The following is a 25,323-nucleotide window of genomic DNA, read 5'->3' as shown; positions in this document are numbered from 1 at the left end:
CCTGCACCGCCAACTCAATCTCACTTCAAAATTCACCTCACTTTTGGATTCCATTGTAAAGCACTTTATTTTTGAATAAAGTGCTTTAAAGAAACGGAGGTACAATCAAAGGTTTAGTATGTAAGGTTGAGAGCAACAATATTTATATTATATCCAGTGAAGCAAAAGAAATAAGATGCTCTCTACGTGGTAAATTTAAAGTAGAGTTTAATCTTAAGAAGGACAAACTATACAAAGTAAATCTTGTTGTTGTTGGTGATGAAGTTGAATATGAATTGAATGCTGATGGTACCGGAGTAATTTCGTTAATTCATAAAAGAGAAAATTATCTTTCCCGCAAAGCGCCAAAATTAAAAGGTTCCAGTTATCGTGGAGAAAGATTAGAGCAAGTTATTGCATCGAACATTAATAATTTATTTATTGTTACCAGTGTTAGCCAGCCAAAGTTTAATAACAAATCAATTGATAGAATTATAGTTGCAGGTGAAAGCTCACATTTTAAAGTCTACATTCTTATCAACAAAATTGATTTAGGTTTGGATACAGAAATTGCAGGTTGGGCTGAGATGTATAAACAGATTGGTTACAAAGTTTTACTTTGCAGTACTAAAAATTTGGTTGGAATCGAAAGTATTAAAAATGAATTAGCAAGAAAGAAAAATTTATTCTGGGGTTCTTCCGGAGTTGGCAAATCAACTATTCTTAATTCATTATATCCGGACCTTGATTTTAAAACTTCAGAAATTAGTGCTTCAACTTCAAAAGGAAAACACACTACAGTAACAAGTGTGCTAAAAGAAGTTGAAGAAGGTACTTTTATAATTGATACGCCTGGAATCCGTGAAATTGATCCGTATGGTATTCGTAAAGAAAATCTTAGCCATTACTTTATTGATTTCGTTCCATTTATAAAGGATTGCCGGTTTAATACCTGCACACATTACCACGAACCTGAATGTGGAGTTATTAAAGCCGTTGATGAAGGAATGATTTTTCCAGAAAGATATAACAGTTATCTTAATCTTCTAAAGACCATTGAAGAAGATATGGTGTTTTAAATACCAAATTCCAAAAGGCAAATCCCAAAAACTAAATCCCAAGCAAAAAATTCCATTAATATAAACCCAATGGAATTTTGAATATTAAAAATATCTGGCGTTCATTTGAATATAAAATTTGCGGGGAAATTTTTACCTGAAATTTCTCCCCTACATCTTTCAGGCTAATTGCTTTTTAACTGCTTTAATCATATTAAGAATTATCTGCTTCACAACATCATCAGGCACACCATCAAAGTGTTTGGATTGCAGCCGCATATCGCATTGATCATTTACGTAATCAACCACAATAAACTTTTCTCCAGTTGAATAAGCAATCTCAGTTGAAAAAAAATCGAGGTTAGTAAGCTTTGCAATTTTTCTAGTAATAGTAAAAAGATCTTGAAGTTCAAATCGTAAGATTTCTTCCTGGGTTAAAATTGTGTAACGATGTGTCAGATCATCCCACCAGGTTAGGATTACTTTTCCAAAAGCCCAAAAGCACCTGAACCATGATCTTTTTCCATCAAACATCTGGGGATAAATTTTTTCCTGTAAAATATATTTATCGTTGTTATGATGAGTCCTGTGGTCAAGTACATCTTTTAAGGATTCCGCTCCGGTTACAACTCCAATTCCGCCACCAGTTGTGTTACAAGGTTTAATAATAAATGGTTTATCTAGAATCGCCAGGTCATCAAGGGAAATATAGATTTGCTGTCTTTCACTAAATGGAGGAATGATAATAGAGTATGGTGTGTTAATTCCAGCAGTAATAAACTCAAGATGCATTGTGGCTTTATCAATTGCATGATGAATCAATTTATATGGATTAAAAATCCTAACATTGCGGCGTGTTAGAATGTGAGCAATCTCCGCAAAGTTAAAATCCACATCCGAAGCTCTATCAAGATATGAAGTAAAAGTAAGAGAACGTTTTTTAAATCGTTCTGTAATTTCAAATACATTAAATGGTTTAATTAAAAAAGTTGTAAGCTGAGCTTGATGAAACATCTCTTCTAATAAAACAATGAAATCTTCGTCATACTCCCATGTAAATGCTATTCCAGTGTCAAATTTTTCCATACAAATCAAAAATATAAATAGTAAATTTGTAATCAAAATTTAACTTGTTATTAAAGCACTTAAAAAGTATCTTTTTTAAGAAAGAACATTTTATATATGAATAGAAAATTAATAATAACACTGGTATGTGCATCAGTACTGATTGGTTGTGCTTCGTCTAAGATACAGAAGGAAAAAGAATCAATTACACGCAGTGGAGAAATTCAAACCAAAAAACCAAAAGAGGCAATGGACCATTTTATTAATGGTAACCTTGCTGATATGAAGGGTGATTACGCATCGGCTATTTTAGAATATCAGGATGCGCTCACTTTCGATAAATCCCCTGGAATTTATTATGCCTTAGCCAAAGATTATTATTTGTTAAACAAGCTTTCACTTGCTCTTACCAATTCAAGAAAATCAGTTAACCTTGATTCAACCAATACAGATTATTTCAATTTGTTAGCCGATATCTACAACGCTGCCCGCATAAATGATTCTGCAGCAGTTGCGTATGAAAAAATAATCCAGCTTGATTCAACTGACGCAAGAGCATATTTCAATCTTGCTGTTTTATGTGAACAATCGAAACCATTAAAAGCTTTGGGTATTTATAAAAAATTATTTGAACTAACTGGACCCGATTGGAATGTACTTGTTCGCATTGCAGAACTTTATGAGAGAATGGGAAACACTGAAGAAGCTGTTAACTCAGTAGAGCAGCTTTCTGCAATCGATCCTTCTAACACCGATCTTCAAAAACTTGTGGTTGAAACCTATTTGAAAGCTAAAAAGTTTGATAAAGCATTGGAAAAAGTTAATGACTTGTTAAAACAATTTCCTGAAGATCCTGTATTTATAGAACAGAAAGCGCAAATATTTGTGCAGCAAAATAATTGGATTGATGCCGCAACTCAATACTCCATTCTGCTAAAGAATCCAAATATTCCTCTTGATACCAAGGTAAGAATCGGCTCAATATACTTAGCCCAATCGTTTAAAGATAGTACTTTATTATCAACTACTAAGACATTGTTTCTTGCTCTTGATAAAGATACAGTGAATTGGCAGATTAAAATGTTTCTTGGTGAAATTGCTTTGAAAGAAAAAGATGATACACTTGCCATTTCATACTTTAAACAGGTAACTGAATTAGCACGCTGGAATGGAGAAGCCTGGGTACGGTTAGGCGGACTTTACTTTGATAATAAAAAATATTCAAATGCTGTTACTTTGATGGAAGAAGCAGTTCAGAATTTCCCGGATGATTTTGCTGTAAATTTAATTCTCGGGCTGTCTTACTCTCAGATGAATCAATTTAAAGATGCGAAGAAATATTTAAAGAAAGCGGTTGAGCTTAATCCAAAAGATTTGAATGCGCTTTCCGCTTATGGTTATACACTAAGCCAATTAAAGCAGGCTGATGAATCAATTTATTATTTAAATGAAGCGATAAAGATTGATCCTAAAAATGTAGAATTGCTTGGTACACTTGGATTAATATATAATTCATTGAAGAAATTTCATGAATCCGACAGTATTTATTCAAAGGCAATAAGTCTCGACTCCACCAATGCTTTAGTTCTAAATAATTTTGCTTACTCCTTGGCAGAAAGGAGAGAAAAGTTGCCGCTTGCTTTGGAAATGTCTAAAAAAGCAATTGCAAAGGATTCATTAAATTCTTCCTATCTCGATACCATTGGCTGGGTTTATTTTCAATTAGACAAATATGAAACAGCAGAAAAATATATAAGTAAAGCTGCTGAGATCGATAAGCAAAATGCTACTATTTTAGAACATCTTGGAGATATTTCTTGTAAGAAGGGAAATAAAAACGAGGCTGTTGTAATCTGGCAAAAAGCATTGCAGTTAAATGCAGATAATCCAGAACTCAAACAAAAAATTGAAAAAGGTGATTTGTGAGGAAAAGTACTTTCTTTCTATCGGTAGTAATAATTGTTTTAGTTTCATTCATTTCTGGTTGTATTCCTTCTAAACCCAGTGAATCAGTTGAGATATTACCTTCAGAAAGATTAATAAAAAAATTAGAAGCGAACAGAAGGAAAGTTAAAAATTTTGAAGGAGTTGGCAGTATCGGTATATCTACTGCGGAAATTAATACTACTGTTAGTTTCAAAGTAATTCTTCAAAAGCCCGATTCTGTTTATATTGAAATGTATGGACCATTCGGAATAGATTTGGCGCAGGCAGTTATTACTTCCACCAATTTTGCATTTTATGATGTAATGCATAATATCCTTTACAAAGGCAGTAATGATAATGATGTTTTAAAAAGAATTTTCAAGGTAGATCTTACATTTGGCGAATTGATGGATATGTTTGTGGGAGCTGTTAATCTTACCCCAAAGCTTTCTAAAGAGCCGGACAATTATGCAATTGAATACGATAAATATATTTTAACTTATTTAGATTCAGATTCCGGCAGAAAAAATAAATATTTTATTGATGTGAGGGAATTATCAATTACAGACTATCAACTGCTTGATGGTTCAGATAAAATTTTGGCAGAAGGAAATTATTCAAAATTTAACACCCAGGAAGGTCTTGCCATTCCATACATTATTCAAATCCAGAGAATTGCAGAAAATGAAAAAGTAAACATTGAGTACAGAAAAATTGTGGTTAATAAAAACAGCGTTAAAATCCATCTTAATATTCCCGATGATGCTGAAAAGGTTGATTTATAATATTTGTTTTTAGAATTTGGATCTATCTTAAATAAAAATTGGATTTAATTTTTAATGCTTTATTCATTCCCTAACAATGATTGCTTAAACTATCCAAATAAACTTCACCTGCCTTTATTTGCAAATTTTCGATTATCAATTATAATTTGCTGCTTGTTGTTGAACAGTTTTATTATTCCAATTTCTGCCCAGGTAAAAAATCAATTACTCCAGAAAAAAGGGGAGTTGAGTGAACTTAAAGCAGAGATAAAGCAGCTTGAAAATCAATTACTAAATAAAACTCAAAATGAACAGAAATCAATTGAGGTAATAGAAAATTTTAACAAGCAAAAATTTCTTTTAAATAAAATTATAAATACAATCCGTAATGAAGAAAAGAACAAAGAAAGGCAGATAATAAATATTGAACAACAAATTAAATCGATTGAAGCAAAAATTAAAAAGCTTAAGGATAATTATGCTAAGTATGTTGTTTACCTATATAAATATGGTAAACAAGATGAACTTGCAATGATCCTTGGATCGGAATCATTTAACCAGGCACTGCTTAGGTATAAATATTTAAATAAGATTTCCGAACAACGTAAAAGAGATTTAACTGAGTTAAAAGATAGCCAAACAGAGTTGGGTGAAGCAAGAATATTTTTAACAAATGAATTGGAACAAAAAAAAATAATTGCCGATCAAAAACAGAAGGAGCAAGAAGAACTTAAGCTTAAGATAGAGAAAAGAAGAACATATTTGGCTTCGTTGAAAAATGATAAGGAAGCAATAAAAGATGAAATCGATTTGAAAAGGAAATCTGAAGATGGAATAAAAAGAATTATTGCAAATTTAATTGCAGAGGAAAAAAGAAAAGCTGAAGCATTGAAACGGGAAAGAGAACTTGCAAAACGGAAACCCAAATCGGAATTGAAAACAGAAAAAGCTCCATTAGTGGAAACTGATTACACGCAAAATCTTTCTTCGTTTGCTGCTTTAAAAGGAATGTTAAAATGGCCTGTTGACAATGGGAAAATAATTCGTAAATTCGGGGAGCAAAAAAATGTACGTCTTAACACCGTTACGTTAAATTATGGTGTTGATATAAAGACTGCTAAAGATAAAACTATTAAAGCTGTGGCTGATGGAATAGTTTCATCAGTAAACTGGCTGCCGGGATTTGGCAGTGTATTAATTATTTCACACAAGGATGATTACCGTACGGTGTATGGGCATCTTTCAGAAATCTTTGTGAGTGAAGGGACGCAAGTATTATCCGGCACATCCATCGGAACTGTAGAAGAAAGCCTTGAAGGAAATATTCTTCACTTTGAAATATGGAGTGAAAGAGTAAACCAAAATCCAGAAGTTTGGTTGAGATAGAAATGGATGATGGTTGAAGGATGATGTAACTTCGGAATGTTGCACTGGATGCATGGTAAGTGATGAAATTCATAATGGCTTTAGTAAAGATTTTTATGAGTCGAGTAAAATTTTTAATAACTTGAATGAAGTTTCTGATGACATTAATAGACTTTCGAAAGACATTTATAAACCTTCCAAAGACATTAAAAGACTTTCGAAAGACATTTATAAACCTTCCAAAGACATTAATAAACTTTCGAAAGACATTTATAAACCTTCCAAAGACATTAATAAACTTTCTAAAGATATTTATAGGTTTTCCAATGACATTAATAAACATTCCAACGGCTTTTGTGGGATAAAAACTCTGTTTTTAGCTTAAGGATCAATAAAACATTAAAGCAAGTAACTAACCTTACTCAAAAATGTAGAGCGAAACTCAGTTTCGCTTATTGAATGAATAATTTGAAGTGAATAGATTAAGCGATTCAGAGAATCGTAATACAATTCTATTATTTTGTGTAAGGTGAGTTAAGTAAACCGGAAATTGTACAAGTTTGATAATAAAGAAAATTAAAAAAAACAGAGAATTACTCCAGAATTTCACAGCATTATCAATTCTGCAAATATCAAATTATATTTTTCCACTAATTACATTTCCTTATTTGGTAAGAGTTTTGGGTCCAGAAAAATTTGGATTAATTAATTTTGCCGGGGCATTTGTGGGTTATTTTGGAATACTAACTGATTATGGATTCAATCTATCAGCAACCCGAGAAATTTCCATTCATCGGGATGATAAAAAAAAAATAGCGCAAATTTTCAATTCGGTAATTATAATAAAATCAAGTCTTTTTTTATTAAGCTCGGTTATCATAACTATTTTAATAATTTCAATTCCATTATTCAGAGGTGATTACTTAACATATTTTCTAAGCTTTGGTGTTGTTCTTGGAAATGTCCTTTTCCCTGTCTGGTTCTTTCAAGGTATAGAAAAGATGAAATATATTACGTTGTTGAATTTTACATTTAAGTTCATTACAACCATTTTAATTTTCATTCTTATAATAAAACCAGCCGATTATCATTTGTTGATTTTCTTAAACAGTCTTAGTTTTATTTTGACCGGGGTTGTGAGTATTATTATTATAAAATTCGTATTCAAAATGGCGTTCCAATTCCCATTAAAATCAGAAATAGTTTACCAATTAAAAGAAGGCTGGTATATTTTCCTTTCAACAATTGCAATTAGTTTATACACAATCTCTAATACATTTATTCTTGGGTTATTTGCCAGCAATACTGTTGTTGGATATTTTTCTGCAGCTGATAAAATCAGAAGTGCTGTTCAAAATGTTTACTCTACGATTTCGCAAACAATTTATCCACATGTTTCAAGTCTTTTCAATAAATCAATGGGTGAGGGATTTGCTTTTATTAGGAAAATCTTAAAGAATTTTGGAGTGATTAGTTTTTTATTTAGCCTTTGCCTGTTGGTCTTTGCCAAACAAATTATATTAGTAGTGTTGGGAGAAAGATATTTCAATTCGATAATTGTATTGCAGATTATTTCTTTTCTTCCTTTTCTAATATTTTTGAGCAATATTTTTGGAATTCAGGTTATGTTGAACATTAATATGAAAAAAGAGTTTACAAGAGTAATAGTTATTTCTAGTTTAATAAATTTGATTGCTTCATTTATTCTTGTTCCATTATTTTTTCACGTTGGAACCGCAGTTTCCGTTTTATTAACGGAAACTATAGTAACACTGTATATGTACTTAATGCTTGTAAGTAAAAAGATTCACATTTTCAGAAAAGTTAATGTATGATTTCCTGATTGTTGGCGCCGGTTTCGCCGGTTCAGTTATGGCTGAAAGAATTGCAAGTCAGCTTAATAAAAAAGTTTTGGTTGTTGAAAAGCGAAACCACATTGGCGGAAATGCATACGATGAATTTGATGAACATGGAATTTTAGTACACAGATATGGACCGCATATTTTCCATACCAACAGTAAGGAAGTATTTGATTATCTCTCTCAATTTACTGAGTGGAGATTTTATGAACATAAGGTATTGGCAAAGCTAGATGGAGAACTTTATCCGATTCCAATAAACAGAATCACACTAAACAAACTTTATAATTTGAATTTGCAAACCGAAGATGAAGCAAAAGCTTATTACGAAAAAGTGAGAGAAAAACGGTATCCAATTTTAAATTCGGAAGATATTATTGTGAACCAGGTTGGGAATGACCTGTTTGAGAAATTTTTCAAACATTATACTAAAAAACAGTGGGGATTAGAACCAAAAGAATTAGCTGCTACAGTCTGTGGAAGAATTCCGGTTAGAGTAAATGACGATTGCAGATATTTTACTGATAAGTACCAGTTTATGCCAAAAGATGGTTACACAAAAATGTTCGAGAGGATGCTGAATCATAAAAATATTGAATTGTTATTAAACGCTGATTATAAATCTATTATGAATAATGTAAAATTTAATAAAATAATTTATACAGGACCGATTGATTACTTTTTTGATTATGAGTTTGGAAAGTTGCCATATAGGTCTATTAGGTTTGAATTTGAAAAAATAGAAAGTAAAAAATACCAGGAAGCAGCAGTTATAAATTATGTTGAACCATCATTTGAATTTACAAGGGTTACAGAGTACAAATACTTTTATGATCAAAATTCCGATAGAACGACAATTTCCAAAGAATATTTTCAGGAGGAAGGTGAACCATATTACCCGATACCAAATAAAAGGAATTTTGATATTTATAAAAAGTATGAAATGCTTATCGAAAGTATAAAGAATGTTCTTTTTGTTGGAAGGTTAGCAGAATATAAGTATTACAATATGGATCAGGTGGTGGCTAATACTTTAAGAATTTCATTTAGAAATATATGAATGTGGACAATTACAAAATAGCTGCTGTTATAGTTACTTATAACAGATTAGAATTGTTAAAACAATGTTTAGATTCCATAAATAAACAAACAAGAAAATTAGATGAAATTATAGTTATAAATAATTCTAGTACAGATGGTACCTTCGAATGGCTGAATGAACAAAACGATTTAACAATTATTTCTCAAGAGAATAGTGGGGGTGCCGGTGGATTTTACACTGGGATTAAAACAGCTTATGAAAAAGGATATGATTGGATTTGGTGTATGGATGATGATGTGATTCCAGAAAAGAACACCTTGTTTAATTTAATTTGTTTTTTAAGTGATCAAGTCGATAATATATCGGCAGTTGCTAGCAAAAGAATCAGAGAAGTTTCTCAGGAAAAAGCTATTGGAGAGATTATTTGTACAGATTTTTCAAAAATTAGGCATGACTTAAGGTATAAAATAAAAATCCCTGAAAGTGAGATTGAAAATAAACCTAGAACCATATTTGCAGCTACTTTTGAAGGAATGATGATTAACAAAGATGCCATTCATAAGGTTGGATTTCCTAATGAAAAATTCTTCATTTGGTATGATGATTTGGAATACTGTATTAGGTTGAATCAATTTGGAAAAATATACTTAATCCCATTTTCCATTCTAATTAAAAAAGCGATAAATCAATTAGGAATTCAAAACTCCAAATGGGAAATAAAGAAACATTTGTATGGGATAAGAAATCTTACTTATATAGAATTTCATTGCATTCATAATCAAAGACTAAACCGAATTATTCAAATATTAAGTCTTATATCTTATTTTACAAGATTTTTAAGGATCGTTTTTTATAGTTCTGAAAAGTTTTACTTGAAAGGAAGATATATTATGCAAGGATTCGAGCAATTATATTTTGGATATAAAAAGAAACTTGGATTGATTAATGACTAACAGAGTATTAATACTTACAGATGATTTAAAATTTACATGTGGTATATCGAGTTATTTATATAATTTTTTATTGGAAAATAAATCAACTGAATTCGATTATTATATCTTATGTTCAGGAGGAGATGCTGTTGAGCGTTTTCAAGAAATAAATGCGCAAATATACGTTGATAATATCTTCAGTGAAAAAAGGAAAAGTTATTTAAGATTCTTTATAGCAATTATTAAATTATTCTTATTTATAAGGAAATATTCTCCTTCTATTATTCATTCTCAAAATTATTATGCTGCAAATATAGCCAGGTTTGTTTCAAGGTTAACTAAAATTAAAACTGTTCAAACACATCATAATTTTTTTAAGAAAACAAACAAATTAAAATTATTGGCAAGCGAATATCAGATTGTTGTTAACGATGATATAAAAAAGTATATATGTTTAAACTATACTAATAATGGAAATAGAATTCAAACAATCAGATACGGGATAATTGAACAAAATGTTAGTTTGCCTAAGAGGAATAATTTGTTGAGAGTAATTAATGCAGGTAGGTTAATTCCAGAGAAAGGATTTGATCTGTATCTGGATGCCATAAAGCAACTACCAAAAAATATTTTCAACCAGGCTGAATTTTATATAGCGGGTGAGGGGAGCGAGAAAACAAGACTAGTAAAACGAATTGAAGAAGAGGAAATTAATGTTACTTATCTTGGTATACTTGAACCACTGATTCGCTTTTTAAAAGAAACAGATATTTTTGTTTTTACAAGTTATTGGGATGCTGAAGGATTTCCAATGTCGATTTTAGAAGCGGGAATGTGTAAAAACCTTATAATTAGTTCTAATTTTAGAGGATTATTCCCTTTCTTTATAAATGATTTTCATGGATTCATTTTTAAGAAGCAGAATACCCTAGAGTTATCAGGAAAAATTGAAAAGGCTGTAAATAATTTCAATTCTCTTCAAGTACTTATTAATAATTTTTATTTGGATATAAAGAAAAACTTTTCATTAAGTATTTCTGTTGAAAAAACTTTGTCAATTTATAAATCATTGTAGTTAAGAAAGCAGAAATATGCTAACAAATAGGAGGCAGTCATTATTAACTATCTTGTTGTTAAATCTTTTAGTGTATTCTTACATCATTTTTCTTTACCCTGGTTTTTATACCGATGACTATATTTTATTTACTATTATCCATTTAAATCCAGAAAAATTTTTTCTACTTAAATCAGACTACCCCTTTTACCTTTTTTTACGTCCAGTATCGTATTTTACATTTTGGCTGGACTACCAACTTTGGGGGAATAATCCTTTCCTTATTAAGTTAACAAATTTAATTTATCACCTAATATTGGTGTATAATTTATTCAGATTTTTCGAAACTATATGTCAAGTTTTCAAGATAGAGTTAAACTATAGAATTTGTTTTTTATCAATATTTCTTTTTTCCTTTCATTTAGATGTTCTCTATTGGAATAATTGGATTAGTGATCGAACAGAACTATTATATTTATTATTTTATATAGCATCATTAAGGTCTTTTTTTCAATACTGTCTGGATCAAAATAATAGAAAACTATTTTTGTTTCTTCTATTTTATATTTTATCAGTCGGAGCAAAACAAACAGGGTCTCATCTGCCATTTCTACTACTATTATTTTTATATTATTCATTTACATCACAGAAAATATGTTTAAACAAAAAAGCTTTTTTAGTACTGGCTTTATCAGGAATAATTTTCTTTATAACAGTTGTTACTAATTTGTATTTTGCTGAATCGTCTGTTTTTCTTAACAATATCTGGAAAAAACCTTTTACAATAATTGGTATTTTTATCCATACTTTAATCCCAATTTGTTCCCAAAATATTTATAATTATTTCCTTATGAATAAAGCATATGTATTGGTGTCATCTATAATTTCTATTCTTTTAATAATTATATTCATAAAAAAAAATAGAATTTAAAAAAATGTTTTTTCTTCTTCTTTTGGTTATGATAATTGGATTCCCTAGATTTTTTGCTGATGGAAGTATAAGAATAAATACCATATTTGTTTTCTGGTTATCATTAAGCACATATTATTTCTTTATTTGTAAACCTATTAACACCAATCTTATAAAAGTAATAATACCTGTATTCATAGCATTTGTTGTTATATCATTTTATCTTAGAATAGAGGATGATTTAAAAATCCGAAGGAATCAACAAGAAACCATATTTGAGCTTAAGAATCTAATAAACACTAATTCAAAATATCTAATTGTTACTAGTGAATTTCCAGAGTTAGTAAAGTATCAATTATATTATATTAATTCTCATGAGTTTGGATATGTAAAGAATATTGAAGATTTACCTTTTTCTACAAGTATTTCCTTTAATTATTATGATCCAAAACGATTTCGTCTACCTGTTATTAGAGTTGAAAGAATCAATAAAACACTAAGAATCAAATCCTATGACAATTTAGTTTATTTGAATATTGATAAGAAAAATGTCTATTGCAATACATTACTGAATATGAAGGTATTACCTCATAAAAGTGGAAGGGGATTTAGTGATATTCAATTTGAAATTCCGGATACTTTTATGAATTATCGATTTATTTATTTTAATGGTAAAAATTGGAAGTTTGTGTAAAATGGTTTCCATATTAATGCCAACCTATAATTGTGCACCCTTTCTTCAGGAAGCAATTAATAGCATTTTAAGACAGACTTTTTGTAATTTCGAATTTTTAATTATAGATGATGGTTCTACGGATGATACACAGAAGATAATTTCAAGCTTTTCTGATAATAGAATTAATTATATTAAAAAAAAACATTCGGGTCTTGCTGATAGCCTAAATTATGGACTGAACAGAGCAAGATACGATGTAATCGCAAGAATGGATGCGGATGATATTGCACATCCTAATAGAATTAATAAGCAATTGAAAATTCTAATCCAAAAATCTGATGAAGAAATAATCGCTAGCTGGTATGCTGTTTTCAAAGATGAAAAAATTAAGTATATAGTTAAGACTCCTGAGAATTATGAAGAAATAGTTAAAAATTTAGCGTTGTATTCAACCATTCCTCATTCCGGTTGTATGTATAATCGAAATATAATTTTTAAATATGGGGGCTATTCTGGTAATGCTTTTGAAGATTATTCTCTTTGGCTAAGAATAAAAGGTAGTATTAGGTTCTATAATATTCCGGAAGTACTTAGTTTTGTCCGATATAGGAGAAATTCTCTTTCTAGAGCTAGCTTAACAATAAAACATAAATTGATTTATAAAATTCAAGAGCCATATTATCAAGACTTAGGATTTAACTTTTCGATAACGAATATAAATGAAGTAAACAAAATAAAAGGTTGGCGAGAGTATTTTTATGGTTCAACTACATTGGCAAGAAAATATTGGTGTAGAACTGGAACAAAAATTTTATTTGATTACAGACTTTTATTAGCATTTGTGGTTTCATTTTTACCTAATAAAGTATTTATTAAGTTCAAGGAAGTTAGGTTTAGGTTTCGAATAAATTATTTCATTCACTACTTTAGCAAAGAAAACAAAATACTCCGCGAATTATTAAATGCTAGTTTGCAACAATAAGAAATAGGAATGGATGTAGACATAAATCGTTTAAAAAAAATTTGGGAGGAATTAGCTGAAGAGGATCCTTTTTGGGCGATTTTGTCTTGTCCACAAAAAAAAGGAAGGAAATGGGAGGTTGATGAATTCTTTGCTACCGGTGTAAATGAAATACAAGACTTAATGAATTTTCTTGGTAGAAAAAATATTATTTATAAGAAATTCCATGCGTTAGATTTTGGTTGTGGAGTGGGAAGATTAACTCAACCTTTAACAAATTACTTTGACTTTGTTACTGGTTTGGATATCTCACCCAAAATGATTGAACTATCAATTAAGTTTAATCAGAAAGATAATGCAAGGTATATTTTAAATCAACAACTCAACCTCTCCTGTTTTCTAGATGAATCTTTTAGTTTTATTTATTCAAATATTGTTTTGCAGCATATTCCTAAAAATGTGACATTTAATTACTTGAAAGAGTTCAGTAGAGTATTGTGCGAAGGAGGAATACTTGTTTTTCAATTACCAGATAGGATGACGAATAAAATATTTGATGCTTTATGGAATAATGATTTTGTTCATAAATGGATTTATCCATTTTTTCTGCAATTTCGAGGGAAACTAAAGTCCAGGATGGAACTTCATCCAATTTGTAAAGAAAAGGTTGAAACATTTATAATAAACTCTTCTTTGAATTTATTGGAAATAATTGAGAACAGAAATTCTGGTCCAAATTGGATTAGCTACACATATGTTGTGAAGAAATGACTGGTATTTATAAATTAGTTAAAAATCTTAGCATCATGAAAATTATAATAATTGAAAAAGGTTTATATCTTTTTAAACAATTTATAGTAATCCTCAATTGTCTGCTCGATATTATAATTATTCTTAACATCTGTTTTTCCGTTTGTAATTAATGAAAGGTATAGGTCTCGATTTTCAATAAGATTTGTTATTTTTTCAACTAAATCAGTAAAATTCCCACTTATAAACAATAATCCATTATAATTATTTTTGATTACATTTTTAATCCCTCCAACATTTGAACCGATTACTGGAATCCCCAAGTTCATAGCCTCTATCAAGACGATTCCTTGTCCTTCAAATTTTAGAGAAGGAAGAACAAGTATTCCAATATCTTTATATATTTCTGTTATTTCCATTTTAGGTGTATCAATTATTACACTCTTTACAAGTTTGTTTTTTGATACAAAATTTTTAATTAGAGGCTCTTGTTTTCCTTTCCCTCTAAAAATTAATTTAATTTTTGGGTATTTTATAATTAAATGTTTAAACGCAAACAGTAGTGTACTTATCCCCTTATCCTTTTCATATCTGCCCACATAACCTATATTAAAAACTGAATTATGTATAACCTTTTCATTGATTTCAATCCTATGTGGAATAATTACAATATTCTTTTTGCCATGATTATGCAAATCATTATAAACTTCATCTGTTAGTGCTACATATGAATGAGCGAACAACAATCTATTACGAAAATCATTGAAGTAGTTTTGAGCCACATAAATAATTCTTACTTTTTTAAATAGTAGTGAAATTAAAAATGCATAAATGAAAAATTTTCTATGGTGGTATACCAATAAGTTTACTTGCTTTAGTTTAATTATTTGATTAATTGTCAGCAAATTCTTAAGAAAATTAAGTATGCCAGGTTTAAAAGTTTTAAAGACAGAAATATTTTGATCTATAATTCCTTTTTCTGAATAAAATCCTTCTTTAGAAAAAATTGATATGTGTTGAAGTTCATGAATAAACCTATTCGCATAGAGAATAGTAGATTTTTCTGCTCCCCCCAAATCGAGGCTGTTAATTAAATAAAGTAGTGAAATTTTATCTAGTTGCAATTTTTACTTTTAAATATTTGATGAATATTTGAAGTATAAATCTTAATGACTGATTTAAAATAAAATGGAATATCAACTATAACATATCTCCTAAACAATCTTTTAGGTTCTGACATTAATCTCCACAACCATTCAAATCCTAATTCTTGGAAAAAAATCGGAGACCGTTTTTTGAATCCAGTATAAAAGTCAAAAGTTGCTCCAATTCCAATATTTATTTTTGCACCAATTTTATTCATGTGTTCATACAACCAAATCTCTTGTCGTGGGCAACCAAGTGCCAAAAATAAAATATCAGGTTTAAAGCGTACTAGAGTATTTACAAGTTTTTCGTTTTCAATCTTTGATTCCTCAAATTTATATTGTGGAGAAAAAAAAAGTTTTTCTTTTAAGTAAGGAAATTCGTCATCGATATATGATTCCAATTTTCTTAGTACTTTCTCTTCTGACCCAATAAACGCATATCTTAAATGGTCAGATCGAGATAAATTTAAAAGAAACTGAAATATATCATTTCCAGTAATTCGATTTACCTTTATGTTATAAATCATTCTTAAAAGACTAGTAACTCCGATACCATCTGGAACAACTATATCAGCTTTTGTACAAATATCTTTGAAAATTAAATTTTGTGTTGAAATTCTTAGAAAATCAAGATTGAAGGTGATAATTAAAGAGTTATTAGTTCTCTCTAATAATTTTTCAACCTCCTCGAAAACTAATATTTTAGAACCGGTTGAAATCTTGATATCGTTTAGTATATGTCTCAAATTTACAACTCTTTTAACTTTATTTTTTCATTATACAAAATTCTTCGATATATTTTGACTTATTTTTCAAGTTAATTTGAACGAAAATGAAAAAATTTACTCTTTTCCTGGCATTACTATTTACTATGTCGGTTTTACACTCACAAGTTCAATTTATTTCGGAAAAAATTCAAGAAAACAAACATATTTTGTACTATCAAAATGATTTTAATTTTAACCTAAAACAGATTGCTGGTCAAAATAAATTAATTTTTGATTACCCTTTCGATGAATCGAAGTCGGAACAATTTAACTTACCAGTTTCAGATATATTTGTTCCTATTCAAACAAACTCCAATCCAGTTGTGAAATTCACTATTGAAAATGAAGAACAAATTGCAGCATCACCGGAGATAAATCCAACGGTTACGTTTGATAATCAAAAAATATTCCATTATGAATATAATACATCGATTCCAAAATATTACAATACAAAATTCTTACTAATAAATGGTCAATTAATAAATGACGGTAAAAGTTATCTTCACCTTTCAATTTCTCCTTTTATTTTTGATCCCAATAAGAGAAACATTCGAAGAATTTTAAAATTCCGTTTGGAAATCATTTATCCAAACAACATTACCGCAACTTTCTCTTTTAATAACAATTTAAATTCTATATCAGAAAGTAAAATCAATTATAACAATAACAAATTTGGCAACCATATCCTTATTGAAAATGATTCAACAGACGATTGGATTGATTATAATGCAAATTATATCAAAATTGGTGTTGCTAAAAATGCCATTTATCGATTAAGGTATAGTGACCTGAATTATTATTTTAATTTTTCTTCCGTTAGTCCTAAATCATTTAAACTTATAAATAAGGGGAAAGAAATTCCGATTTTTGTTTCGGGTGAAGCAGATAATTCTTTCGATCCAAATGATTATATCGAATTTGTTGGTGAACGCAATATGGGTGGTAAGAACCGTGATTTAAATATTTTTGGAGAACCCTATAACGAATATATTGATAGGTACTCGGATACAACTATTTATTGGTTTACATGGAATGGAGAAAATGGTAAGCATGTGGTAATTGGAGATAATGAATCGGCAAGTCCAAGTTCAGATACTTTAAAATACTATAATGAAGTTATTCATTACGAAATAAATAATTGGTTTGATTTTTCAATGGCAGATCAAGTTAGACGAGAAATGCCTTTTTGGTATGAGAATAAGACTTGGGTTGATAATCAACTAGGCGTTGGGACCCGAAATTATACATTTGCAATTTCTAATTTATATTCTGAGGGAACTGTTAATGTATTTTCCAGGCTTCAAGATTATGCTTCAAATATATCTCAGAACGCCCACCTTTTAGCTATTTCGGTTAATAATGCAGAAAGACAAGATTCGGGATATATTAATAAATATGGTCAAAAAATCCTTCGAGGAAAATATCCTGTGAAAGATTTAAATGATGGAAATAATTCATTAAAAATTCATTCCTTCACTACAACTGCAAGTTTAAATACTTGTGCTTTCGATTGGTACGAAGTAGAATATCCAAGATGGGTAATGACTTATAATGATTCTCTGATATTTTCCTTTCCTTTTATTGATTTGTCTTCGGCCATTAAAGGAATTAAAATTACAAATGTTTTAAGTGATTCAATTGTTGTTTGGAAATATGGCGGATCTTTTAAGAAATATAATTTAACACGAAGTAACAACGAAATTATTTTCTTTGATACATTAACAAACCAAAATAAGTTTATTTTAATTAATAAAAATAAAATCCAAACACCTAAGTTTTATTACGTAAAGCAGTTTGTCAACTTAAGAAACTCACAAAATCATGCAGATTATCTTGCAATTACTAATAAAAAGTTTATCTCCAAAACAAACGATTACGCCTCTTTTATTTCAAATAGTTATAATGTTAATGCAAAAGTAATTGATGTTGACGACATTTACGACGAGTTTGCCTATGGTTATTTTAACCCAGAAGCTATTAAAGATTTTTTAAAAGCTACTCATAGCTATTGGCAATCTCCCTATCCGGAATATGTTTGTTTAATTGGCGGAGCTACCTATGATTATCATGGGAATAAAACTAAATTTATGAATATTCCGCCTAAATATAATTTCGTTCCTTCCTTTGGTGCTTCTGTAAGCGATAATTGGTTTGTAACCTGGGATACAACGGGAGCATATGTACCTCAAATGAATGTTGGGAGAATACCGGTAACTTCTGAGCAAGAACTAAGCTACTACATGAATAAACATATTAATTATATTTCTAAAGGGTTTGATAGTTGGAATAAACGATTTATCTTTTTTTCTGGTGGGACTGGCGATAATCAGAGTCAGTTGGATCAACTTCGTGAAGTCAATAATTATGTTATCGATAATTTTGTTTCACCTCCTCCTGTTGGCGGAATTCAAAAACATTTTTATAAAACCATTAACCCTAATACGAATTTTGGTCCCTATACAGAAGGTGAGTTTCAAAAAACTATTAATGATGGAGCAGTTATTATTTCTTATTTAGGGCATAGTGGGACTCAAACATGGGACAACTCAATTACACAGGCTTCACAATTAAATAATAATGTAAATAGAAATCCTTTGATAACAGATTTTGGTTGTTCAACAGCTCGGTTTGCTGAACCTGATGTAACTTCTTTCTCGCAACTATTTGTTACATCTAATGAAGGGGAAGCAATTGCTTATATCGGAAACTCCTCTCTTGGATTTTTATCCTCATCATTATTAGCTCCAAAATTATTTTATGAAAAAGTTTTGAAAGATTCAATATACACAATCAGTGAAGCCCTAAAACAAGCAAAATTAACCATGCTTCAGACGTATGGTAGTTCAGGGGTTTACCAATTATTTGCTCTGACCAATACACTAATTGGTGATCCAATTGCACGACTCCCGATTCCTAACAAAGCGAACTTATCAATATCTGCTGCGGATATACATTTAAAATCTGCAAATCCATCTGATCTCACGGAGTCTCTCTCAATTTTTATTAAATTTTATAACTATGGTAAAGTTACTAGTGATTCTTTTACGATTGTTATAAAAGATGCTGTAAATGATTCATCTAATTTTAGCTTATCGTTAAAAAAAACTCTACCAAAATTTTCAGACTCTTTAGTAATATCAATTCCAATTCGAAAGAAACCGGGTGAACATGTATTGACCATTCAACTGGATGCTGAAAATTCAATTGATGAGTTGTCTGAAATGGATAATTTTGTAACTGTTAAATATTTAGTAGTTGGTTCAACAATAAAAACATCGCTTCTTAATTCTGTTGAAAATGGATTGGGTAATACTTTGCGATTATTTAATCCAAGCAGTAAACAATTGAGCGATTCTTTAGAAATGGAATTTGCAACCAATGAAAATTTTAAAAACAGCAGAACTCTATTTAAAACTTTAGATACATTAATTACATCACTTAGTATTGCAGATTTTGAAAATAACAAACGGTACTGGGCAAGAGCAAAAATTGTTGGAAATACTCCATTTGGTTCATTCTTTTCTTTTATTAAAACGAAAGAGAGTAAATATTTATTGAGTGATAGTCTTTCTTTCTCGAGAACAACTTTAGCAAATTTGAAATATCAAAAAACGGGGATCGAATTTGATTCAAGTATTGTTGCTTTTTCCGCTCTCTCTGCTGGTTTTTATGATGGTAATTCGGCTCTAATTCAGAAAAATGGAAATAGCTATATTCCAGAAAATACATTGCGAGGTCACCATATCTGTTTATTTGATGATAGTAGTTTTGCTTTTAAAGGTTATCGACATTTTGATTTATTGGGCGGAGGAGCCACAGAAATCAATAATTATATAAATTTTTTAAATACTCTCTCAGATAAGTTTACCGTTATAATAGCGGTGTCAAATGAAGGAAGTGTTTCCTCTCCAATTTTAAAAAACCTAATTAAAAATTTTGGAAGTAAGTTTATTGATAGCTTAACATTTGGTGGTTCCTGGGCAATCATTGGGAAAAAAGGAGCATTTCCAGGCTCAGTCCCTGAAGCCTATTCCCAACCATTTAAAGGAAAAGTACAAATTGATACAACTTTTTATTTACCGAATAAAAATGGTTCGCTATTATCTTCTGAAATCGGACCAGTTGGGCGATGGGATTCACTTTCAGTAAATCAATTAGTTAGTAATGAACTCATTAGTTCTTATCGTCCACTAGGGATAAGAGATAATGGAATTGTTGATACTTTGAATTTTTTATCATTAAATAACAATGCTGCAAATTTAAGTTTTATTGACGCCAAGGTTTATCCAAAAATTAAAATTCTATCAAATTTTAAAACTGATTCAGATTCCATTTCCCCCAATTTGTCATCATTAAGTGTAAAATTTCATATGCTTCCAGAACTTGTCACTAACTACCAGGTTGTTTCCGTTTCTAAAGATTCTCTCATTCAAGGTGATAGTACTAAACTAAAATTTTATGTTTATAATGTTGGCGAATCACAGGCTGATAGTTTTAAGGTAAAAGTCGATTTGGTCAAACCGGATAACTCGCAAAGAATTTTAATGGATTCTTTAGTTGTTAAGTTGGATTCTATGAGCCGAAAGTATTTTGAGTATAATTATCTGAGTAATCAATATGATAACTACGGTAATATGAAATTTAAAATTTCAATTGATTCAGAAGGTAAAGTAAGAGAATTATACAAGGACAATAATATTTATGAGATTCCTTTCATCGTTAAAAGGGATACAACGAAAACATCTGTTTCATCGGCTTCCGTAAATGTTACGTTTGATGGCGTATCTATTTCTGATGGTGATTTTATTTCCCCATCTCCTAACATTCAAATGACTCTGACTTATCCTGTCTGGTTTTCTGTTAGTGACACTTCTGCAGTTCAATTCTTTCTTGATGAAGAGAAGGTAAGCTATTCCCAGCTTGATATTAATTCGGATACAATTAAGCGAAAAATTATTTTCAGGTATCTTCCAACATTGAATGATGGTGAACATACTTTTAGAGTCTTTGGCAAAAATATAATTGGGAATTTAGAAAACGGACCGGGATACGAAAAAACTTTTCAGGTTTCTAATGATTTAAAACTTATTGATGTATATAATTATCCTAATCCTTTTAAAGACAAAACAGATTTTACTTTTATTCTTACACAATTTCCTGATGAATTAAAAATAAAAATATACACAGTCGCAGGAAGACTGATCAGAGAAATTGACGGAAGACAATATCCGCTGCGCATTAATTTCAATAGAATTAATTGGGATGGAAAAGATCAGGATGGAAGCACTGTTGCCAATGGAGTTTATTTGTATAAAGTGATCGTAAAGAAAGATGGGAAAACAGAAAACGTTACTCAAAAACTTGCTATTGTTAGATAAACTCTGCAAAAAAATATATTTGGAAAATGTAGTTTGAAAAATCATTTTAAAATTATTTTGTTAACTGTTTTCCTTTGCCAGATTCTTTCAGTGGAAAATATTTCGCAAACTAAAGTGGATCATTTTTCAAATGAAAATTACCTTCCAGTAGAATTGATTTATTTCTATCCGCAAATTACAGCAAATGTTGTATGGCTTTATTGGGGAACCGCAACGGAAGTAAACAATTATGGGTATGATATTGAACGAAGCGACAGTTCACAAAATTGGGAAGCAATTGGATTTGTTTTAGGTCATGGTAATAGTTTTTCTCCCAAGGATTACAATTTTGAAGACAGCACTCTTACAAAGAACGGAATTTATTTTTATAGACTTAAGCAAATTGATACAGACGGGGGAATAGAATATTCTGATACGGTTAGAATTTTGTTTTCCGGAATTACTTCAGTAGAAATAAATAATACCGTGACAAGTTTTAGGCTTAACCAGAATTATCCTAATCCTTTTAATCCAAGTACGATTATTAGCTGGCAATTGCCCGCAAATGGAAATGTTTCATTAAAAATTTATGATGTATTCGGAAGAGAAATATCAACTCTAATTGATGATGAAATCCTGCAAAGAGGGAGGGTTGGAAAATATCAGGTTGAATTCAATTCAGCAGGTTTAGCCAGTGGAATTTATTTTTACAAAATGGAATTTCAATCTTCTGATTCAAAATATATTTCTGTTAGGAAAATGAATTTTATTAAATAGATAAGTGGGTGGAACCATGAAAAAACTGTTACTGATTTTTTTAGTACTTCTTTCACAAATTGGATTTTCGCAATTTGGTTATTTTCCAAATCCAAACCAGGGTGATATTGCTGGTGGACTCGGATTAACCTGGATTGACAATCAACCTCATTACACTTTTCACTTCCGACCGGAAATTGCTTTTGCCAATTTTGGAGTTGGAATTGATCTGAATTTGGAATTTGATACTCAGGGAAATTTGCGTAAGGAAAATTTTAATGAGTTCTCCGATTATCTTAGTATTATTCGTTATGTCCGCTACGGACAAAAACACGAAGAAACTTATGTTCGTCTTGGTGCGCTCGATTATGCCTCTCTTGGGCATGGTAGTATAATGTATATGTACAACAATAGTCCAAGCTACGATACCAGAAAAATTGGATTAGAATTCGATCTGGACTTTGATAAAATTGGGTTCGAAACAGTTTATGGAAACTTCGGTCAATCCGGAGTAGCTGGAATCAGAGGTTTTGTTCGTCCATTGAAATGGGGTGAAAGCGCTCCCATTCCAATTATTAGTAATCTGGAAGTTGGAGCTACTTTTGCTACTGACTTTAATAAGTATGCAGGAGTTATTGAAGGAACATATATTGATTCGACGAATACATTCCAAATAGAAAAAGATAAAGGAGCAACTAAAATAATTGGGTTAGATGTAGGTTTACCAATCAGTTTATCCAGCTTTGTTACACTTACACCTTATTTCGATTTTGTTAAAATAATAAATTTTGGAAGCGGCACCGCTGCTGGATTGATGTTGGATTTAAACGGTTTTGGTCTTGTAACAGTAAGAGCCAAATTAGAAAGAAGATGGAACGGTGATAATTATTTACCTTCCTATTTTAATTCAATGTATGAAATCCAAAGATTTGCTTTGGATACTGCGAATGGTTCATTTTACAGTAAAGCTGCTGGACTGAATGCTTTTAAGGATGTTGGGAATGGATTCTACGGGGAAATTCTTGTTCGCCTTCTTAATACTTTTGATATTATTGGGAGTTATCAGCGACTTGATAAAAATCCGAAGAGCGGTTTGCTCCATTTAGCTGCTGATATTTCACCTAAAGAGGGATCCTATGTTGCCCGTGTTGGTTATGATAAAATAGATATCCAGGGTGAAAAGGATTTGTTTACACTTGATGACCGCTCTTATCTTTATGCCGAGGCAGGATATAAGCCTTATGTTTATCTCCTTGTTTCTTTAGTTTACCAATGGACGTTCTCACCGATTAGAGATGCTGATAGTAAGGTTATCGATTACAAACCACAGAAAAAAATTGAACCAAGAGTTTCATTTATGTATCCATTCGATTTTGGTCCAAAGCAACCCAGGTAGAAATTTTTTGTGGCTCATATCCCAAATTTAAGACGTCCATCAGGGCGTCTTTTTTTTTCAGAATTTTTCATTTTCATAAAAATTTATTATAATTTATATAATACACAACACAACATTAATTTAAGGAGGTAAAGTGGTTAACGCTATCAACTGGTTCGAAATTCCAGTAATCGATTTCGCAAAAGCAAAAAAATTTTACGAATCGATCTTTGGTTATACAATGGATGCCCAGGACATGATGGGTTTTCAAATGGGTTTTTTCAAGTGCGATAAGGAAGCTGTTGGCGGAGCAATTGTTAAAGGTGAAGGTTATAAACCATCTACAGAAGGCACTGTTGTTTATTTAAATGGTGGTGATGATTTAACCACTGTTCTTTCTAAAGTAGAAGCTGCCGGTGGAAAAGTTGTTTTACCAAAAACATTAATTACAGCGGAAATTGGATATTGGGCATTTTTTATTGATGTAGAAGGAAATAAAATTGGTCTTCATTCAGTTCATTAATATTTTACTAAATGAATTAAAATAATTAAAATCATGAACAAGGAATTATTAATAATGAAATTAACATTTCGGAATTTTGTATTCCTTGTTTATTATTCGATACAAAATATGTTGTTCATTTCTTTCTGAAATTCATCAATCGATTACGGCTTTCGTATGGCTGAATGTAGAGATTATAATCTTCCTTAGAAATATCTTTATGATTTTTAATCGCCTCTTCCATCGCGTCCATTCTGGTTTTCAATTTATCACACCCAAACTCATTACAATATCCACAATTCACTAATTCTTTCCCAAGAACACATGGTCTAACAGTACAATTTGAATCGAGCAGCTTAGCGTCTTTTAAGCAACCATCACAGCCAATTTCTTCCGGAGCCAAATAGAAATCAAAATACTGATGCCACTTTTCACTTATCTTCTTCTTGTCATCAAAACTTTTTATGTTGGGATTGAATGCGGGGCACAGATCGCATCTGTATCCACAACGGGCTAATATTTCTTCCATAATAATTTCTCCTTTACAATTCCAACAAAATTACTTTTTATTATATCTATCTTTTTGATTAAAGAAAGTAATATCGGCATAACCCGCGTAAATCTTAGCCGAGTGTTTTACTCCTTTTAGAATGAAATACCTATCACCTTTTAAATAACTCTCCTGTACTCCATCAATTGTTAAATCAATTTTTCCTTCCAGAACAATTCCCCATTGACTTTCATGAAAATGCTCTGGCACTTCAACATCCTCACTGAATTCCATAAAGATTATTTGATGATTTACTGCTTGCGATAGATAAGAGGTGATTCCTTTAATTGGAATATCCGCTTGTGGTAAATTTTTAATTGGTTGTGGGAAAATCTCTTCCAAAGTAAATCCTTTTAAATATTTCTATTTTTTTTTCAAAAATAATTAAAACCTACTATAAAAGTATATATAAAATTTTCTGTTTTATTTCGTAGAGAATTAAAGAAAATTTTTTATTTCTGACTTCGGCTTTTCATCTTATTTTCATCTTTCCCTGATAAGTTTGCTCCAGAGCTTTGAGTTTTTCA

The 25,323-nt window shown here is 30.4% G+C and carries 22 protein-coding genes; 16 read left to right on the top strand and 6 right to left on the bottom strand.

The features are described from left to right. Positions 1–104: 104 nt before the first annotated feature. Positions 105–1,058 carry a ribosome small subunit-dependent GTPase A gene (gene rsgA, locus NTX22_17365; GenBank protein MCX6152298.1) on the top strand — a complete coding sequence of 318 codons (954 nt, stop codon included), beginning with the start codon at positions 105–107 and terminating at the stop codon, positions 1,056–1,058. Positions 1,059–1,217: 159 nt separating this feature from the next. Here rsgA and NTX22_17360 read toward each other — a convergent pair whose 3' ends face one another. Then, positions 1,218–2,123 carry a hypothetical protein gene (locus NTX22_17360; GenBank protein MCX6152297.1) on the bottom strand — a complete coding sequence of 302 codons (906 nt, stop codon included), beginning with the start codon at positions 2,121–2,123 and terminating at the stop codon, positions 1,218–1,220. A 96-nt stretch (positions 2,124–2,219) separates the two neighbouring features. On the opposite strand from NTX22_17360, the gene NTX22_17355 reads away from it, so the two are divergent. From NTX22_17355 to NTX22_17320, 8 genes are all read left to right on the top strand, one after another. Continuing rightward, positions 2,220–4,028, top strand: a complete 1,809-nt coding sequence (locus NTX22_17355) for a tetratricopeptide repeat protein (GenBank protein ID MCX6152296.1) — start codon at positions 2,220–2,222, stop codon at positions 4,026–4,028. Next, positions 4,025–4,813, top strand: a complete 789-nt coding sequence (locus tag NTX22_17350) for a DUF4292 domain-containing protein (protein MCX6152295.1) — start codon at positions 4,025–4,027, stop codon at positions 4,811–4,813. Before NTX22_17355 ends, NTX22_17350 begins: the two co-directional genes overlap by 4 nt. Before the next feature lie 159 nt (positions 4,814–4,972). Beyond that, positions 4,973–6,178: a peptidoglycan DD-metalloendopeptidase family protein gene (locus NTX22_17345; GenBank protein ID MCX6152294.1), complete on the top strand. Its 1,206-nt coding sequence runs from the start codon at positions 4,973–4,975 to the stop codon at positions 6,176–6,178. 13 nt (positions 6,179–6,191) lie between these two features. Then, on the top strand, positions 6,192–6,542 hold the full coding sequence (locus NTX22_17340) for a hypothetical protein (GenBank protein ID MCX6152293.1): 351 nt from the start codon (positions 6,192–6,194) through the stop codon (positions 6,540–6,542). Positions 6,543–6,717: 175 nt separating this feature from the next. Continuing rightward, complete coding sequence (locus tag NTX22_17335; GenBank protein ID MCX6152292.1) at positions 6,718–7,992, top strand: flippase; 1,275 nt, start codon at positions 6,718–6,720, stop codon at positions 7,990–7,992. Next, positions 7,985–9,076: a UDP-galactopyranose mutase gene (gene glf / locus NTX22_17330; protein MCX6152291.1), complete on the top strand. Its 1,092-nt coding sequence runs from the start codon at positions 7,985–7,987 to the stop codon at positions 9,074–9,076. The genes NTX22_17335 and glf overlap by 8 nt, the downstream gene beginning before the upstream one ends. Further along, a complete protein-coding gene (locus NTX22_17325; GenBank protein MCX6152290.1) occupies positions 9,073–10,011 on the top strand; it encodes a glycosyltransferase family 2 protein in 939 nt (312 codons plus the stop codon). Before glf ends, NTX22_17325 begins: the two co-directional genes overlap by 4 nt. Beyond that, positions 10,004–11,065 carry a glycosyltransferase family 4 protein gene (locus NTX22_17320; protein ID MCX6152289.1) on the top strand — a complete coding sequence of 354 codons (1,062 nt, stop codon included), beginning with the start codon at positions 10,004–10,006 and terminating at the stop codon, positions 11,063–11,065. The genes NTX22_17325 and NTX22_17320 overlap by 8 nt, the downstream gene beginning before the upstream one ends. A gap of 428 nt (positions 11,066–11,493) precedes the next feature. Here the strand turns inward: NTX22_17320 and NTX22_17315 are convergent, their stop codons facing one another. Next, on the bottom strand, positions 11,494–11,652 hold the full coding sequence (locus NTX22_17315; GenBank protein ID MCX6152288.1) for a hypothetical protein: 159 nt from the start codon (positions 11,650–11,652) through the stop codon (positions 11,494–11,496). A 327-nt stretch (positions 11,653–11,979) separates the two neighbouring features. Between NTX22_17315 and NTX22_17310 the strand changes: the two genes are divergently transcribed. Genes NTX22_17310 through NTX22_17300 form a run of 3 tightly spaced genes read left to right on the top strand, consistent with a single transcriptional unit; the run spans position 11,980 to position 14,362 of the window. Next, positions 11,980–12,648 (top strand): hypothetical protein, encoded by a 669-nt coding sequence (locus tag NTX22_17310; GenBank protein ID MCX6152287.1) that lies wholly within the window; start codon positions 11,980–11,982, stop codon positions 12,646–12,648. A 1-nt stretch (position 12,649) separates the two neighbouring features. Continuing rightward, positions 12,650–13,612 (top strand): glycosyltransferase, encoded by a 963-nt coding sequence (locus NTX22_17305; GenBank protein ID MCX6152286.1) that lies wholly within the window; start codon positions 12,650–12,652, stop codon positions 13,610–13,612. 9 nt (positions 13,613–13,621) lie between these two features. Next, the gene (locus tag NTX22_17300; GenBank protein ID MCX6152285.1) at positions 13,622–14,362 is read left to right on the top strand and encodes a class I SAM-dependent methyltransferase; all 741 of its coding nucleotides are present in this window, start codon (positions 13,622–13,624) and stop codon (positions 14,360–14,362) included. A gap of 62 nt (positions 14,363–14,424) precedes the next feature. Here NTX22_17300 and NTX22_17295 read toward each other — a convergent pair whose 3' ends face one another. Next, positions 14,425–15,123 (bottom strand): glycosyltransferase family 4 protein, encoded by a 699-nt coding sequence (locus tag NTX22_17295; GenBank protein ID MCX6152284.1) that lies wholly within the window; start codon positions 15,121–15,123, stop codon positions 14,425–14,427. A gap of 332 nt (positions 15,124–15,455) precedes the next feature. Beyond that, a complete protein-coding gene (locus NTX22_17290; GenBank protein ID MCX6152283.1) occupies positions 15,456–16,235 on the bottom strand; it encodes a WecB/TagA/CpsF family glycosyltransferase in 780 nt (259 codons plus the stop codon). Positions 16,236–16,321: 86 nt separating this feature from the next. Between NTX22_17290 and NTX22_17285 the strand changes: the two genes are divergently transcribed. From NTX22_17285 to NTX22_17270, 4 genes are all read left to right on the top strand, one after another. Continuing rightward, a complete protein-coding gene (locus NTX22_17285; protein ID MCX6152282.1) occupies positions 16,322–21,634 on the top strand; it encodes a C25 family cysteine peptidase in 5,313 nt (1,770 codons plus the stop codon). A gap of 33 nt (positions 21,635–21,667) precedes the next feature. Then, on the top strand, positions 21,668–22,390 hold the full coding sequence (locus NTX22_17280; GenBank protein MCX6152281.1) for a T9SS type A sorting domain-containing protein: 723 nt from the start codon (positions 21,668–21,670) through the stop codon (positions 22,388–22,390). 16 nt (positions 22,391–22,406) lie between these two features. Continuing rightward, positions 22,407–23,765: a hypothetical protein gene (locus NTX22_17275; protein ID MCX6152280.1), complete on the top strand. Its 1,359-nt coding sequence runs from the start codon at positions 22,407–22,409 to the stop codon at positions 23,763–23,765. A 133-nt stretch (positions 23,766–23,898) separates the two neighbouring features. Continuing rightward, complete coding sequence (locus NTX22_17270) at positions 23,899–24,267, top strand: VOC family protein (GenBank protein MCX6152279.1); 369 nt, start codon at positions 23,899–23,901, stop codon at positions 24,265–24,267. Positions 24,268–24,382: 115 nt separating this feature from the next. Here the strand turns inward: NTX22_17270 and NTX22_17265 are convergent, their stop codons facing one another. Both NTX22_17265 and NTX22_17260 read right to left on the bottom strand, forming a co-directional pair. Then, a complete protein-coding gene (locus NTX22_17265) occupies positions 24,383–24,775 on the bottom strand; it encodes a DUF3795 domain-containing protein (GenBank protein ID MCX6152278.1) in 393 nt (130 codons plus the stop codon). 30 nt (positions 24,776–24,805) lie between these two features. After that, positions 24,806–25,138, bottom strand: coding sequence for a cupin domain-containing protein (locus NTX22_17260; protein ID MCX6152277.1), 333 nt, complete (start codon positions 25,136–25,138; stop codon positions 24,806–24,808). Positions 25,139–25,323 lie beyond the last annotated feature (185 nt).

This window comes from Ignavibacteriales bacterium (assembly GCA_026390815.1).
Lineage (GTDB): Bacteria > Bacteroidota > Ignavibacteria > Ignavibacteriales > SURF-24 > JAPLFH01.
Note: the sequence above shows the minus strand (reverse complement) of the source record. Positions and strands in the feature narration are given on the sequence as shown.